Origin of the sequence: Corallococcus exercitus (assembly GCF_003611585.1) — a bacterium.
In the GTDB taxonomy this organism is placed as follows: Bacteria; Myxococcota; Myxococcia; order Myxococcales; family Myxococcaceae; genus Corallococcus; species Corallococcus exercitus.
In genome coordinates, this window is record NZ_RAVW01000249.1 from 1 (window position 1) to 14065 (window position 14065).

At 72.6% G+C, this 14065-nt stretch carries 12 protein-coding genes; 6 read left to right on the forward strand and 6 right to left on the reverse strand.

All coding sequences use genetic code 11. The annotated features are described in order from the left end of the window. The first annotated feature begins 41 nt into the window (after positions 1-41). On the forward strand, positions 42-1016 hold the full coding sequence (locus tag D7W79_RS26680; protein WP_120528216.1) for an NADPH:quinone oxidoreductase family protein: 975 nt from the start codon (positions 42-44) through the stop codon (positions 1014-1016). 15 nt (positions 1017-1031) lie between these two features. Here D7W79_RS26680 and D7W79_RS26685 read toward each other — a convergent pair whose 3' ends face one another. Next, positions 1032-1448 (reverse strand): hypothetical protein, encoded by a 417-nt coding sequence (locus tag D7W79_RS26685; RefSeq protein WP_120528217.1) that lies wholly within the window; start codon positions 1446-1448, stop codon positions 1032-1034. Positions 1449-1839: 391 nt separating this feature from the next. On the opposite strand from D7W79_RS26685, the gene D7W79_RS26690 reads away from it, so the two are divergent. Beyond that, positions 1840-4836 (forward strand): non-ribosomal peptide synthetase, encoded by a 2997-nt coding sequence (locus tag D7W79_RS26690; protein ID WP_120528218.1) that lies wholly within the window; start codon positions 1840-1842, stop codon positions 4834-4836. Positions 4837-4855: 19 nt separating this feature from the next. Here D7W79_RS26690 and D7W79_RS26695 read toward each other — a convergent pair whose 3' ends face one another. Next, complete coding sequence (locus tag D7W79_RS26695) at positions 4856-6127, reverse strand: endonuclease/exonuclease/phosphatase family protein (protein WP_120528219.1); 1272 nt, start codon at positions 6125-6127, stop codon at positions 4856-4858. 288 nt (positions 6128-6415) lie between these two features. Between D7W79_RS26695 and D7W79_RS26700 the strand changes: the two genes are divergently transcribed. Further along, positions 6416-7528, forward strand: coding sequence for an XdhC family protein (locus tag D7W79_RS26700; RefSeq protein ID WP_120528220.1), 1113 nt, complete (start codon positions 6416-6418; stop codon positions 7526-7528). A 269-nt stretch (positions 7529-7797) separates the two neighbouring features. Further along, entirely contained in the window at positions 7798-8385 is a 588-nt protein-coding gene (locus D7W79_RS26705) for a nucleotidyltransferase family protein (protein WP_120528221.1), read from the forward strand. Here the strand turns inward: D7W79_RS26705 and rpiA are convergent. The 4 genes from rpiA to D7W79_RS26725 form a co-directional block, all read right to left on the reverse strand. Further along, complete coding sequence (gene rpiA / locus D7W79_RS26710; RefSeq protein ID WP_120528226.1) at positions 8360-9067, reverse strand: ribose-5-phosphate isomerase RpiA; 708 nt, start codon at positions 9065-9067, stop codon at positions 8360-8362. The two genes, D7W79_RS26705 and rpiA, sit on opposite strands and share 26 nt — an antisense overlap. Positions 9068-9092: 25 nt before the next feature. Next, a complete protein-coding gene (locus tag D7W79_RS26715) occupies positions 9093-10280 on the reverse strand; it encodes an AI-2E family transporter (RefSeq protein WP_120528222.1) in 1188 nt (395 codons plus the stop codon). Between the two features lie 119 nt (positions 10281-10399). Then, on the reverse strand, positions 10400-11536 hold the full coding sequence (locus tag D7W79_RS26720) for a TPM domain-containing protein (protein ID WP_120528223.1): 1137 nt from the start codon (positions 11534-11536) through the stop codon (positions 10400-10402). Continuing rightward, positions 11530-12147 (reverse strand): LemA family protein, encoded by a 618-nt coding sequence (locus D7W79_RS26725; protein WP_147442062.1) that lies wholly within the window; start codon positions 12145-12147, stop codon positions 11530-11532. The genes D7W79_RS26720 and D7W79_RS26725 overlap by 7 nt, the downstream gene beginning before the upstream one ends. 146 nt (positions 12148-12293) lie before the next feature. Here D7W79_RS26725 and D7W79_RS26730 point away from each other — a divergent pair, with 146 nt between their 5' ends. Then, entirely contained in the window at positions 12294-12665 is a 372-nt protein-coding gene (locus D7W79_RS26730; RefSeq protein ID WP_120528225.1) for a VOC family protein, read from the forward strand. 120 nt (positions 12666-12785) lie between these two features. After that, a partial coding sequence (locus D7W79_RS26735; RefSeq protein WP_208729845.1) for a hypothetical protein occupies positions 12786-14065 on the forward strand: 1280 nt, incomplete at its 3' end.

Here is a 14065-nt window from a genome sequence, read left to right on the forward strand (position 1 = left end):
GGGCGGGCGGGCTAGCGTCCCGCCGGAGGGAGGCGACGCACATGCGCGCATTGCAGCTTCAGCGGCTGACGGGACCGGAGGGCCTGGAAATGGTGGACGTCCCGGAGCCGGAGGCCGGGGACGGGGTGCTCATCGATGTGGTGGCGGCCGGGGTGAGCTTCCCGGATCTGCTGCTCACCCACGGCCAGTACCAGATGAAGCCGGAGGTGCCCTTCGTGCCGGGAGTGGAGGTGGCGGGCGTGGTGCGCACCGCGCCGGCGGGGGCGCGGGTGAAGGCCGGCGACCGGGTGATGGGCTTCTCCTTCACGCTGGGCGGCTTCGCGCAGGCCTGCGTGGTGGCGCCGGAGCTGGCCTTCCCCATTCCGGAAGCGTGGAGCTTCGAGCAGGCGGCGGGCGTGGTGATGAACTACCACACGGCGCACTTCGCGCTGCACCGGCGTGGGCAGGTGCGCGCGGGAGAGACGGTGCTCGTGCACGGCGCGGCGGGCGGCGTGGGCACCGCGGCCGTGCAGGTGGCGAAGGGCGCCGGGGCGCGCGTGCTGGCGGTGGTGGGTGACGAGCGCAAGGCGGAGGTGGCGAAGCGCGCGGGCGCGGACGGCGTACTCCTTCTAAAGGACTTCCAGGCCGGCGTGCGCGAGGCCACGGACGGCCGGGGCGCGGACGTGGTGCTGGACCCCGTGGGCGGCGACGTCTTCGACAAGAGCCTCAAGGTGCTGGCGCCGGAGGGCCGGCTCCTGGTGGTGGGCTTCGCCAGCGGCCAGATTCCGTCCGTGGCCGTGAACCGGCTGCTCCTGCGCAACGTCTCCGTGGTGGGCGTGGCGTGGGGCGCCTTCCTGATGCAGGCGCCGGAGCTGACGGGCGCCATCGCGAAGGACCTGGAGGCGCTCGCGGCGCGCGGCGTCGTCAACCCGGTGGTGGGCCGCGTCTTCCCCTTCGAGGAGGGCGCGCAGGCGCTGCGCGAGCTGGAGTCGCGCCAGGCCGTGGGCAAGGTCGTCCTGAAGGTGAAGGCCGGCTGAAGCGGGAGGGGCGCGTCACTCCCCTGCTTGCGGCAGGGGCGAGGGCGTCCCGGCCTCGCGCTCCAGGACGTCCGCGGCACGGGCATCCCGGGGCAGGCCGAAGCGGGCGCGCGAGCACATGAGGAGCTGGCCCGCGTAGACGCTGTCCGCCAGCGCGTCCGCGTACCGGCCGTGGGCCTCGCACAGCCGGGCCCGCTCATCCACCAGCCGGGCGAGGATGCGCGCCTGCTCCGGGTGGGTGAAGAGGCTGACGACGGAGCGCGCGTCGAAGCGGGTGAGCGTGTCGTACTCCATGCCCAGCGTCGTGGTGCACGCCTCGCGGATCCGCTCCAGGCACGCGTCCCAGGAGGCCCGCGTCCGGGCGATGTCCGGCACCGAGCGGCCAAGCTCGCGCACGGCGTTGAGCAGGAAGGCGTGTCGTAGCGAAGGCATCCGGTCCTCCACTACAGCCCAGCCCGCCTGAATCATCCAGCGCGTCAGGGGGTGCGGCCCCACCCTGACGGATCAGGCTGCACCCACCCGACCCGGCCGCTGCGCGGGCCCGCGGCACACCTCCACGGGAAAAAGACAGACATTGTCACACCGGCGTGGTGATACGCGCCCGCGTCGTTCCAAAGATATATCCAGGCAGGAATGACATACGCCGGGCGCGAACGTCCTCGGGGAGAGACGGGGGCACGGATGACCCGAGCCTGTGTGTCTCAATCAAGACTCGGCGTGTATCACCGCGCGGTTCCTACGTATTGCGCGGGCGCTGCCGGTCTTTAGACTTTTCACGCGCGGCTCCCCCACCGCGCGAGTCACTACATCCAAGGAATGCACCATGGCCCCCCCGTCCACGCTGCGTCTTCCTCCGACCGCGCAAATCGCCTTCGGAGCCACGGTGCAGAAACAGCCGGAGTTGCTGCGCCGGGCGTCCCGGGTGGCACGCCGGCTGCGCGCCGAGTGGAACGTGCAGCCGGGGGACCGCGTGGGGTTGATGGTGGTGCCTGGGCCGGAGGTCATCCCGGCCATCCTGGGCATCTGGATGACGGGGGCGGCCTACGTACCGTTGGATCCGTTCCTTCCCGACGAGCGGCTCCTGCGCATCCTGCGCGACGCGGGCCTGCGCGGCGTTGTCACCCAGCGCATGCACCGCGTCTCCGTGGGGCTTCTTGAAACATGGCTGGGCTCGCCCCTGCCCTTCCTGGAGGCGGACGCGACGGCGGTGGACGAAGCGGAGGATGGGGAGGTCCCGGACGTCATCGACGCGCCGCCGGACCGGCCCGCCTACCTCATCTACACCTCCGGCAGCACCGGCGAGCCCAAGGGCGTGGTGTGCACCTTCCGGGGGCTTTCGAACCTGGTGCACGGCGTGGCGCCGCTCCTGGGCCTGGGGCCGGACACGCGGCACCTCCAGTTCGCCAGCATCAACTTCGACGCGTCGGTGTGGGAGGTGTTCCCCACGCTGTTCGCGGGCGGCGCCGTGGTGCAGGGCACGCGCGAGGACCTGCTGCCCGGCCGGCGCATGGCGGAGTACCTGCGCCAGCAGCGCGTGACACACCTCTGCCTGCCGCCGTCGGTGCTGGGCCAACTGGGCCCGCACGTGGACACGCTGCCGGACGTGGCGTGCGTGGTGATGGCGGGCGAGCGCTGCCCGGCGCCGCTCGCGGAGCGGTGGCATGCGTCCGGCCGCCGCGTCTTCAACGCCTACGGCCCCACGGAGGGGACGGTCTGCGCGACGGCGTACCGGGTGAAGGGCGGCGAGTCCCCCGTGCCCATCGGCCAGGCGCTGCCGGGCGTGCTCCTGCGCGTGGTGGGGCCGGACGGCCAGGACGTCGCGGAGGGCGCGACGGGTGAGGTGTGGATTGGCGGCGAGGGCGTGGCGGAGGGCTACCGCAACCAGCCCGAGCGCACGCGGGAGCGCTTCCCCACGGACGCGGACGGCGCCCGGTGGTACCGCACCGGCGACGAGGCGGCGCGGCGCGCGGACGGGGCGCTCGTGTTCCTGGGCCGGATGGATCAACAGGTGAAGCTGCGCGGCTTCCGCATCGAGTTGGAGGCGATTGAACAGGCGCTGTACGCGTACCCCGGCGTCGCGCAGGCGGCGGTGACGGTCTTCGAGCACACGGACGCGCAGGGCCAGACGACGGGCCTGCTGGTGGCCTACCACAGCGTGCAGGAGGGCCACACGGTGGACCTGGACGCGCTGCGCGCGCACCTGGGCGTCGTGCTGCCGGACTACATGGTGCCGCACCGCTTCGTGGCGCTGCCGCGCCTGCCGCTCATGCCCCACCTGGGCAAGGTGGACCGGCAGGCCCTGCCGCCTCCCGCGGACTGGGTGGGCGCCGCGACGTCCGAGCCTGGCGCCTCCCCCGCCACTTCCATCAAGCGGCTGTGCCGCGCCTTCGAGCGGGGCCTGCGCGCGGCCCCGGGCACCGTCACGCCCACCACGCACTTCTTCCATGCGGGCGGCGACTCGCTGGGCGTGGCGCACGTGCTGGCACAGGTGGAGGAGGACTTCGGCGTGTCGCTGCCGTCGCGCCGCGTGTACTCGCACCCCACGCCCCAGCTGCTGCTGCCCTTCTGCGAGGCCGGCGCGGCTCCGGCTGAAGCGGGCCCCCAGGGCGTGCGCGCCACGCTGCTCACCGACGCGCGGTCCGCGGCCCTGCCCCTGCTCGCGGTGCCCGCGTTGGTGAAGCAGCCGCCGCGCACGCTGCTGCTCACGGGGGCGACGGGGTTCCTGGGCATCCACCTGCTGGCGGCGCTGGCGCCCCGCGTGGAGCGCATCCACTGCCTCGTGCGGGCCCGCGATGACGCGGAGGCCGGCGCGCGGCTTCGCGCCACCGCGCGCAAGTACGGCGTGCACCTGCCCTGGCGCGACGGGCGCATCCAGGCGGTGGCGGGCGACATCACCCGGACGCGGCTGGGCCTGGAGGCGTCCGTGCATGACGCCCTGGCGCTCCAGTGCGACGCGGTGGTGCACTCGGCCGCGAGCATCAGCTACATCCTGCCGTACGCGGACGCGGGGAGGCCCAACGTCGCCGGCACGCAGCAGGTGCTGGCCTTCTGCGCGCACGGCCGCGCGAAGCCGCTGCACCACGTGTCCTCGCTCAGCGTCCACGGCGCGGTGGGCACGCTGCTGGGCCTGGAGGAGGTGGACGAGGACTTCGCGCTGGAGCGCTCGCTGGACCTGATGGCCTATGAGAACGGCTACACGCGGGCCAAGTGGGTCGCGGAGCGCATCGCCGCGGACGCGCGAGAGAGCGGCCTGCCCGTGAGCATCTACCGGCCGGGCTTCATCCAGGGCCACAGCCGCACGGGCATCGGCAACGCGGACGACATGCTGTGCCGGCTGCTGGTGGGCAACGCGCAGCTGGGCATGTCGCCGGACCTGCCGGACAAGTACTGGCTGCCGGTGCCGGTGGACTACGTGGCCAGCGCCACCGCGCACCTGGTGCTCACCCAGGCCCCGGGGGGCACGTACAACCTGACGCCGGAGCGCGAGCAGGAGCCTTCCCACAACGCCCTCTTCGACATGCTGGGCGAGCACGGGCACCCGGTGCGCCGGGTGGCCCCGGCGGTGTGGCTGCGCGAGTTGGGCCGGGTGGGGCCGGACAACGCCCTCTTCCCGCTGGTCGCGTTCCTGCGGGAGAAGGTCTACCACGGCACCCGCACGGTGCTGGAGCTGCACCACCGCACGCCGCGCGTGCGCACCGACCACACCCGCGCCGCGCTGGCGGGCACGGACCTCCAGTGCCCGGACATCGACGCGGCCCTGCTGGGCCGCTACGTGAAGGACCTGTTCGCGCGCCACCGCTGCGCGGCCATCGCCGCTTGAGCGGTGGCCGCGCGGGACGTCAGTGGTGCGGCGGGGCCTTGGGGTACCCGTCAGCGAAGCGGTAGTGGGCCACCACCGGCTGGTGGTCCGAGGACTCCGTGGAGCGGTCCACCTCGAAGAGGACGGGGACCAGCGAGCGCGTCGCGTAGAAGTTGTCGAAGCGCTTGCCCGTGGCGTGCACCACGCCGTGGCTGTCCGGGTGCGAGGTGAGCGTGGCGCAGTCCGCGATGTCCTGCAGGCGCCACCACGCGGGGCTGTGCTTGGGAATCTGGCCGGAGCTCAGCTCCGTGCGGGCGTGATGCGGCGTCGTCAGCGAGTGGTCCGCCAGCCGCACGCGCACCGTCGCCGCGTGGCACACCGTCTCCGGCAGGTCCTGCTCCAGCATGTGCAGCTCGTGGCGCAGGCGTGGATCCGCGATGTTGCCCACGCCGCGGTCCCCCACGGTGACGTTGTGCATGTCGTCGCCGTAGCGGAGCCGGAACTCCTCGATGGTGTCCGTGTCGTTGTCCTGCTTCGGGTGCAGCAGGTGCGCCACCAGCCAGGAGCCGCCGCGCTTGATGGCGGTGTTGGCGTTGAAGTCGCCCAGCACGACGGCGGGGACGCCCTCGCGACGGTGCAGCAGCGCGTTGAGCTGGCGCAGGTTGAGGGCGTTGATGGCCGGGTCTCCCAGCGCGTGGTGCAGGTTGTAGAGGTAGAGCGGGTGGCCCTCCACCTCCAGCTTCAACCAGAGCACGCCGCGGTCCTCCACCAGCTCTCCCGCGTAGCCCTGGCGCGCGATGGCGTCGTTGCGCTCGGCGTCGGTGAGGACGTAGGTGAAGTGCGCGGCGTCCACGATGGGGTGGCGGCTGAGCCACGCCTTGCCGTTCACCAGCCGCGTGCCGTCATCGCCGTCGTTGCCCTGGTAGGCCAGGTGGAAGCCGAAGCGGGACGCGAGCAGCACCGCCATGGGGACGCCCGCCTCCTGCAGGCCGATGACGTCCGGCATGCGGTCCTGGGCCTCCAGCTGGGTGAAGTACTCCAGCAGCGCCTCCTGGCGCTCGCCGCCCATGAGGATGTTGTAGCTCATCACCGTGAGGCCCGGTCCCCGGGGCGCGCGCGGCGAGGGGTGGTGCACGATGAAGGTGCGGCCGTCTCCCAGCCGGCGCTCGCTGGCGGGCAGCGGCACGGCGTGGAAGTCCGGCAGGGTGAGGGTGGGGTCACGTCTGGGCAAAACATCCTCCTGCCCGCCCGGCTTGCGGCCGAGCAGGTGTCCCACGGCGGGCAGGTGCTCGAGCACTTCGGGCATCTTCATGCCGCCCTCCCCTTGCAAGGGCGCCAGGCCCGCGGGGTGCCTTGAGCAAAGGGGAAGCGATGTCGGGCGTCATGCCGTCGCGCTGTGGATTCCACCGAGCCTCCATCAGAAGTCCTCCGCTCAAGTTCGTGGCGACAGGCCACGTCCGCCAGCGTCATGCAGGGGACGGGCGGTCGGCTGGATGGCTGCCCTGCGTGCGCCGGGCATGAAACGGGAGTCGGACGGTGCACATGCGTTCCTCGTGGAATCACCCCGGTCGCGAGGCCCGGGTGGTTAGATGGAGGGGCGATGAAGGAACTCGATGACCTCCTGCGGGCAGGCGGGCGCGCCTCCGGACCGGTGGTGCTGGCGACGGTGGTGGCGGTGTCCGGTTCGTCCTACCGGCGCCCGGGCGCCCGCATGCTGATGGGCGCGGATGGATGGCTCGCGGGCGGGGTGAGCGGCGGGTGTCTGGAGGGCGACCTCGTGCGCAAGGCCTTCTTCTGGACGGCGCAGGGGCCGCGCGTGCTGCGCTACGACACCACCGGCGACAACGCGGAGGACGAGGGCGGCCTGTCGTTCGCGCTCGGGTGCAACGGCGTGGTGGACATCCTGCTGGAGCGCTGGGAGCCGGGCCCCGGTGACGCGCTCACCTTCGCGGCGGAGGCGCGCAAGCAGTCGCTGCGCGCGGTGGTGGCCACCGTGTACCGGGGGCCCGCGGACGCGGTGGGCTTGCGGCTGATGCTGCGCGAGGACGGCGTGTCGGCGGGAAGCCTCACCGGCGCGCTGCTCGAACCGGTGCGCGCGGCGGCGACGGAGGCGCTGGTGCGCGGCGTGCCCTTTGGCGGCGCGTGCGGGGGCGCGGAGGTGCTGGTGGAGGTGGTGGAGCCGGCGCCCCAGGTGGTGGTGTTCGGCAGCGGCTTCGACGTCGCGCCCGTGGTGGCGCGCGCGCAGGGATTGGGCTGGCACCTCACGGTGGTGGCGGACCGGCCCGTGGAGCTCTTGCGCCGCAGGTTCCCGCAGGCCCAGGCGCACGTCGCGTCGCGGGCCACCGAGGTGCTGGAGAAGGTGCCGCTGTCCGCGCGCAGCGTGGTGCTGGTGATGACGCACAGCCTGCCGCAGGACCGGGAGCTGCTGGCGCGGCTGGTGCCGCTGCCGGTGCGCTACCTGGGGGTGCTCGGGCCGCGTGCGAGGACGGAGCGCATCCTGCGGGAGCTGGCGCGCACGCCCACGGCGGCGCAGCTGGAGAAGCTGCACGCGCCCATGGGGTTGGACCTGGGCGCGGAGGGCGCGGATGAGATTGCCCTCTCCATCATCGCGGAGGTGCAGGCGGTGCTCGCCGGACGCGACGGGGGACGGCTGCGCGAGCGGCAGGCCCCCATCCACACGGATGCAGTGGCGCCGGAGCGCAGGTCGGCGTGACGGCCTGCGCGGCGGACGCGGCGCCGGCTCGCATGCGGAGGCGCGAATGACCGTGGCCGTGGCGGTGCGCATGACCGGCGGAATGCCCGGGACGAACATGGCGCATGCGCCGATTCACCTGCGGAGGCGCGCGATGCTCGGGACGAACATGGCGCATGCGTCGGCTCACCTGGGGAGGCGCGCATGACCGTGGCCGTCGTGATGCACATGACCGTCGTGATGCCCGGAACGAACATGGCGCATGCGCCGATTCACCCGAGGAGGCACGCATGACCGTGGCCGTGGTGGTGCTCGCCGCTGGCGGTTCTTCACGGCTGGGGCAGCCCAAGCAGCTGCTCCGTCACGAGGGCACGTCGCTGGTGTGGCGCGCGGCACGGTACGCCCTGTCCGCGAGTCCGGTGGTGGTCGTCGTGCTTGGTGCGCGGCGTGATGACGTCGCCTCGGAGCTGGACGGGCTCACCGTGCGGTGCGTGGACAATCCGGACTGGGCGCTGGGTCAGGGCTCCTCCCTGCACGCGGGCCTGCGGGCCCTTCCCCCGGACGTGGACGGCGCCGTCCTGATGCTCTGCGACCAGCTGCGCGTGGACGCGGACCACCTGCGCTCGCTCATCTCCACGTTCGAGCGCACGCACGCGCCCATCGTCGCCTCCGCCTACGCGGGCACCCGGGGCGTCCCTGCCCTCTTCTCCCGCGCCCTTTTCCCCGAACTGGAGGCCCTTCCGCCCACGGACGGCGCGCGCAGGCTCATCGCCCGCGACCCTTCGCGCGTCGTGGAGGTCCCGCTGCCCGGCGGCGAGGAGGACGTGGACACCGCCGAGGACGCCCTGCGCCTCACGCGCCCCGGACGCGGTGGGTGATGCCCTCGGGCCCGGCCACCAACAGGTCGGTGGTCAGGTTCAGGAACAGGCCGTGCGCCATCACCCCGGCGCGGGACTCCAGCTTCGCGGCCAGCGCCGCCGGATCGCTGATGGGACCGAAGTCACAGTCCAGCACCACGTTGCCTTGATCCGTGTGGAACGGCGCCCCGTCCAGCGCGAGCCGCACCACCACGCGCGCGCCCAGCGACTCCAGGAACAGCGCCTGCGAACGCCAGCCGAAGGGCAGCACCTCCACCGGCACCGGCCACTTCGTGCCCAGCCGGGGTGACAGCTTGGGCGCGTCCACCACGATGATCTCCCGGCGGCTGGCCTGCGCCACCACCTTCTCGCGCAGGAGCGCCCCACCGCCGCCCTTGATGAGCGACAGGTCCGGCGCCACCTCGTCCGCGCCGTCGATGGTGAGGTCCACCACCGGGTGCACGTCCAGCGTGGTGAGCGGCACGCCCAGCGACGCGGCCAGGGCCTCCGTCGCGCGCGACGTGGGCACGCCCACCACGTCCTTCAACGTCCCGGCGGAGAGCAGCGCGCCCAGCCGCCGCACCGCGTACGCGGCCGTGCTGCCCGTGCCCAGCCCCACCACCATGCCTGGCTGGATGAAGTCCACCGCGCGCTCCGCCGCCGCGCGCTTGAAGGAAGCCGAATCACTCTCGTCGGAAGGCATGGGGGGCTCGGGGAAGGGGGCCTGCTCAGTGCGGCGTCCCAGGATGCCCGGAGTCCACCGGGGGCGCACGCCGCGCTTCATTGCCCGGCGGCGCGAGTGGACCCGCCAACAGTGCCTCGTCCACGTTGCCCAGCCCTGAAGGGAGGGCCGCCGCGAGGCGCTGCTCTCGCTTCCACGTCTTGCGACGCTCGCGCTGCACCTCCGTGAGCAACACCTGCCCCGCCGCCGCCGCCGGCACCGCGAGGATGACGCCCAGCAACCCCGCGACGGTGCCGCCCACCAGCGCCACCAGCGAGATGAGCAGCGGGTTCATCTTGATGGCCCGCCGCTGCACCAGCGGGCTGAGCAGGTGGGACTCGATCTGCTGGTAGACCATGAACACCCCCAGCGCGATGAGCGCCCGCTTCGAGCCCACCGATGCCAGCGTCGTGACGGTCACCAGCAGCGCGGTGATGACGCTGCCGATGTACGGGATGAGCCCCAGCACCATCGCCACCAGGCCGAGCGGCAGAAAGTACGGCACGCCCAGCACCAGGGACATGATGGCCGTGAAGGCGCCGCCCACGCTGACGATGAGCAGCGTGCCGACGAGGTAGTTGCCCACCGCCTCGCGCATCCGGCCCACCACGCGGCGCACGCGGGGACGGCTGCGGGGGCGCACCCAGCCCAGGATGCTCGCGTAGAGGTCCTGCCCGAACAGCAGTCCGAACACGGCCAGCGCCAGCACCGTGATGCCCGCGCCCATCAACTCCAGCGTGGACGACAGCACGGTGATGAGCGGCTTCGCGAGCACACCGGGCTCCATGCCCAACGCGTCCTGCGGATGCGACAGCACGCCGAAGTGTTCATCCAGCTTCCGCACCCACGGCGCCTGCGTCAGCTCCGTGAAGAAGCCCGGCGCCGCGTGCACCAGGTTCTGGAGCTGCTCCACCAGCAGCGGCACCAGCGTGAGGATGAGCAGACCGGTGATGCCCAGCAGGCTCAGCGCGATGAGCGCCACGCCCAATCCCCGGCGCAACCCCCAGGACTGCAAGCGCCGCACGACAGGTTCCGCCGCGAGCCCCAGAAGCAGCGCCACCGCCAGCAGCGTGAGCACGGGTCCCAGCCGTTGGAGGGCCGTGCCCAGCAGCACGAGCAGCACCACCTGGGCCCCGACCGACCACACCGTCCGGGGCGGCACGTAGACGGGAACCCCCTTGCGCGAAGCCTTCATGCCCTCAAGGTAGGGAGTGCCCTCCAGGCAGGCGATGGGCTCACGAGGGCGGCCCTCGGGATGTCAGGTGCGGAACGCCGCCCGTGCGGAGGGCAGGCGGCCAGGCAGGCCGTGGGTGGCTACCAGGAGTCGCTGCCGCCACCGCCGCCGGACGACCCGCCACCACCACCCCAGTCCGACGAGGACGAGCTGAACGAATCACTGCTGGAGGACGACGACCAGTCGGAGCTCGACGACGATGAGCTGACGCTCCAATCCGATGATGAGCTGCTGCTCGAATCCCAGTAGCTGCCGGACCCCGTGGCGCCTGCCGACCGGAACGCCCGGTGGATCAGCAGTCCGACGAACAGGAACGGGATGGAAGCGGGGACCGAGATGAGGGAGCCCAACACGGTCCAAAGGAAGAAGTCCGACAGATCAAGAAGGGGCTCATGTGACCAGAACTGACCGACCAGCGCGCTCCACATGGGGAGGATGAGCAGCATCAGGCCCCAGAGGGTTTGCTTGCGCCGGATCAGCGACCAGCCTCCGAAGAACAGGCCCACCAGCACGCCATACGCGACGAGGATGAACCCCGGGGACCGGGGGCCGGACCAGCCGATGGAGACGAACATGGCCGCCGGCAGCGCCGCCACCATCGCCGCCAGCACGGAGTTCTTCGCGTCCCGGAGGCCCGAGACCTGGAGCTGGAGCAGCAGCCGCGCCACCACGCACGCCGCGAAGAACAGGGCCATGAGGAACATGCGCGACTCGGATTGCGTCCACGGCTCCTTCGCGGCGCCGGGGCCGGGGAGTGCGTCCGGCGACACCTGCTCCTGCACACCCGCGATGATGGCGAGCAGCGCCGCTTCGAACCGTCCCTCGCGCAGCAGCGGGCCCTGCGCATGCAGCAGGTCGGTGGCCTCGCCATCCGTCAGCGACGACTCCAGCCCGTAACCCACCTCCAGCCGCGAGCGCCGGTCCCCGCGCGCGATGACGAGCAGCAGGCCGTTGTCCCGGCCCGCCTCCCCGCCCTTCCATTCGCGGAAGACCGCCTCCGCGAAGTCCTCGATGGGCTGGCCCTCCGTGGTGTCCACGAGCAGCACCGCCATCTGCACCTGCTTCTGGGCGCGCAGGTCCACCAGGGCCCGGGAGACGGTCTCCGTCTCCTGTGGCGTCAACATCCCATGCGGATCCGTCACCGGCCGCGTGATGGAGGGAACGGCGGCCAGCACCAGCATGGGAAACAACAACGTCACGAGGACGGTCTTCACCATGAGGAGACCTCCGAGGACAGCGGAAGCACCGGGGGCAGGCCGCTCAGGCGCACCACCCAGCTTGAGGGAAAGGAGGTCGCGGAGGCGTTGTAGGCCGCGGCGCGTTCGTCGTAGCGGCGCTGCTCCACCGCCACGCGGTTGTCCGCGCCCGCCAGCTCCGCGTCGCGGTTCAGGCCGGGCGTGAGTTGATCCACTCGCGCGCGCAGGGACTCGCGGCGCTCCAGCACGTTGCGCACCTGGGCCCGCTTCTGCGCCACGTCCGCCAATGTCGAGGTCAGGCCGTTGCGCACGACGAGCCCCGACACGGCCATCACGCCCGCGAGCGCCACGCCCACCCACGCCCCCTTGCGGAGCCTCGCGCGGCGCTGACGCGACAGCCGCTCGCGGGCCTGGGCCTCGCGCGCCTGCTCCTCGCGGCGGCGGGCCAGCGCCTCCAGCGCCTGGTCCACGTAGCGCGCGGGGATGTCCAGCTCCTCGCCGATGCGCCGCAGGTCGTCCGGAGTGAGCGTGTCCGGCGCGGCGTCCTTCTGCATCAGCCGCGTGGCGGTGGCGATGAGCTCGTTGACGTCGTCATACGCGACGGATCCAGGGCCCTGCCGTGTGCGTGTCACGTCACCACCCATGAGCCCGTCCCCTTGCACTTCGGCCCGGCCCCAACCGGATCCGGGCCTGACGATAGGTCATTCCGTCCCGGGGCCGATAATGGCCTCCCGCGAGCGTGGCGCCCCTCCGCCGCTCCGGGCAGACTGCCGCGCCCATGGACAAGCCCCAGACAATGCGGTCGTTCGTGAAGCTGCTGGTGACGGATGCCGAGGCCTCCGTGCGCTTCTATGAGGGCCTCGGCTTCGAACGCATCGCGTCGGAACCTCCCATCCTCCGCCTCCAGTGGGGCGGCGAGTCGGACGTGTACCTCGTGAGCCATCCTTCAAGCCTGAAGCTGGAGGGACGAAAGGGCATGGGCGTGCTCGTCGGCTTCCGCGCGGGCTCGGACGGCGTGGACGCGGTGGCCGCGAAGGCGGCGGCCCTGGGCGCGCCGGTGGAAGGGCCCACTGTCCAGCCCTGGTACACCCGCGAAGTCGTCGTCACGGACCCGGACGGCTACCGGCTCAACTTCATCGAGCCCGCCTGAGGCCCGGCGGTTCCTTTCGCTCCACGCCCGGCCGCCTTAAGGGGCGTGGAACGAACGATGGACTCGACGCCGTTGCGCGGACCCGGGGACGCCGCCCCTCCACTTGATTGCCCCAGCGGCTTGCGCCAGCCTGTCGCGGCCTCCGTGAGCCCTCCCCGCTACTTCGTTCCCCACGCCGCCAGCCCGGTCGAACCGGTGCCGTGCGATGCCTCGGAGGTCGTCCACGTCCTGGATGCGTTCCGGCTGGAGCCCGCGTACCTGGGCGAGTCCGAGTGGTTCGTCTGCACCGACGTCGTGGGCCAGCTCCAGCTCATCCCCGGCAGCGAGCGCGCGCGGCTGCCGGCGTCCGTGCAGGCGCAGCTCGCGCACCACGAGGTCGCCTCCGGCCGTCCTCCGCGCCGCCTGGCCGCGGCGGAGCTGTTCTTCTTCTCCCTCGAACTCGTGGAGCACCCCGCCGACGCGGACGGCTTCAACGACCCCGTCTACCTCTACGGCACGCTCACGGGCCCGTGGCCGGGCAACGCCGTGACGCGCGTGAACGGGCAGCTCACGGTGACAAGAGGCGACGTGCTCGCGGGCTTCGCGCACGGCGCGCAGGACGCCTTCCACTACGTGAAGGACGCGGAGAGCCGCGACGTGCCCCGCGCGTACCACGCGCTCTTGCCGGGCGACCGCGCGGATCAGCTCGCGCAGGGACGCGGGCTCGTCCTCACGTACCCGGCGGTACCCGCGGAATTGCAGGCCCACCACGCGGCCAACGGCGCGCAGGTCGCGAGCGTGCTGCACGCGGTGCTCGCCCAGCTGCAGGAGGACGCCCGCGCGCACCAGGGGCCGCGGGAGCTCATGTCGCTGGAGCTGCCCGTCGCGAGCCGCGCGATGGCCGTCGCGGACCTGGAGCTGCGCGGCTACGAGGTGAAGGGCGACGTCGCCACGCCGCGCCCCACGAAGGGCGGGCTGGTGGGAAAGCTCGCCGGCTGGCTCCAGGACGAGGCCGTGCGCGTGCCCCGCGAGGCGCCGCCGCCGGAGTTCCTGGAGCTCGCGCGCCGCGTCCTGCCGCTGCTGCCCGGCTGGCCCACGGAGACGGAGCGCACGCTGCGCGCCCACGTGCTCGCGGGCACGCTGTCCCCGGGCACGCCGGTGACGCGCGCGACGGTGCCCCGCGCGTCCACGCCGCCCGCGGCCATCCCACCGCGCCTGCCCACGCCGCCCGTGCGCTCCAGCGACTGGATGCAGGACTTCATCGACGCGCACGGCAAGCCGGGCGGCGCGAAGCCTCGCCTCACGAGCCTTCAGCCAAAGCCCGCGCCCAGGCCGGCCCCGGCGACCGCGGCCTCCAAGGCCGCGTCCAATGCTTCATGGCAGGCGGACTTCGGTCCGGCGCCCACCGCGCCCGCCCGTCC

Excerpts from the sequence above, each read along its gene's own strand:
- D7W79_RS26680 (WP_120528216.1), top strand. The coding sequence starts at position 42 with ATGCGCGCATTGCAGCTTCAGCGGCTGACGGGACCGGAGGGCCTGGAA.
- D7W79_RS26685 (WP_120528217.1), bottom strand. The coding sequence starts at position 1,448 with ATGCCTTCGCTACGACACGCCTTCCTGCTCAACGCCGTGCGCGAGCTT.
- D7W79_RS26690 (WP_120528218.1), top strand. The coding sequence starts at position 1,840 with ATGGCCCCCCCGTCCACGCTGCGTCTTCCTCCGACCGCGCAAATCGCC.
- D7W79_RS26695 (WP_120528219.1), bottom strand. The coding sequence starts at position 6,127 with ATGAAGATGCCCGAAGTGCTCGAGCACCTGCCCGCCGTGGGACACCTG.
- D7W79_RS26700 (WP_120528220.1), top strand. The coding sequence starts at position 6,416 with ATGAAGGAACTCGATGACCTCCTGCGGGCAGGCGGGCGCGCCTCCGGA.
- D7W79_RS26705 (WP_120528221.1), top strand. The coding sequence starts at position 7,798 with ATGACCGTGGCCGTGGTGGTGCTCGCCGCTGGCGGTTCTTCACGGCTG.
- rpiA (WP_120528226.1), bottom strand. The coding sequence starts at position 9,067 with ATGCCTTCCGACGAGAGTGATTCGGCTTCCTTCAAGCGCGCGGCGGCG.
- D7W79_RS26715 (WP_120528222.1), bottom strand. The coding sequence starts at position 10,280 with ATGAAGGCTTCGCGCAAGGGGGTTCCCGTCTACGTGCCGCCCCGGACG.
- D7W79_RS26720 (WP_120528223.1), bottom strand. The coding sequence starts at position 11,536 with ATGGTGAAGACCGTCCTCGTGACGTTGTTGTTTCCCATGCTGGTGCTG.
- D7W79_RS26730 (WP_120528225.1), top strand. The coding sequence starts at position 12,294 with ATGGACAAGCCCCAGACAATGCGGTCGTTCGTGAAGCTGCTGGTGACG.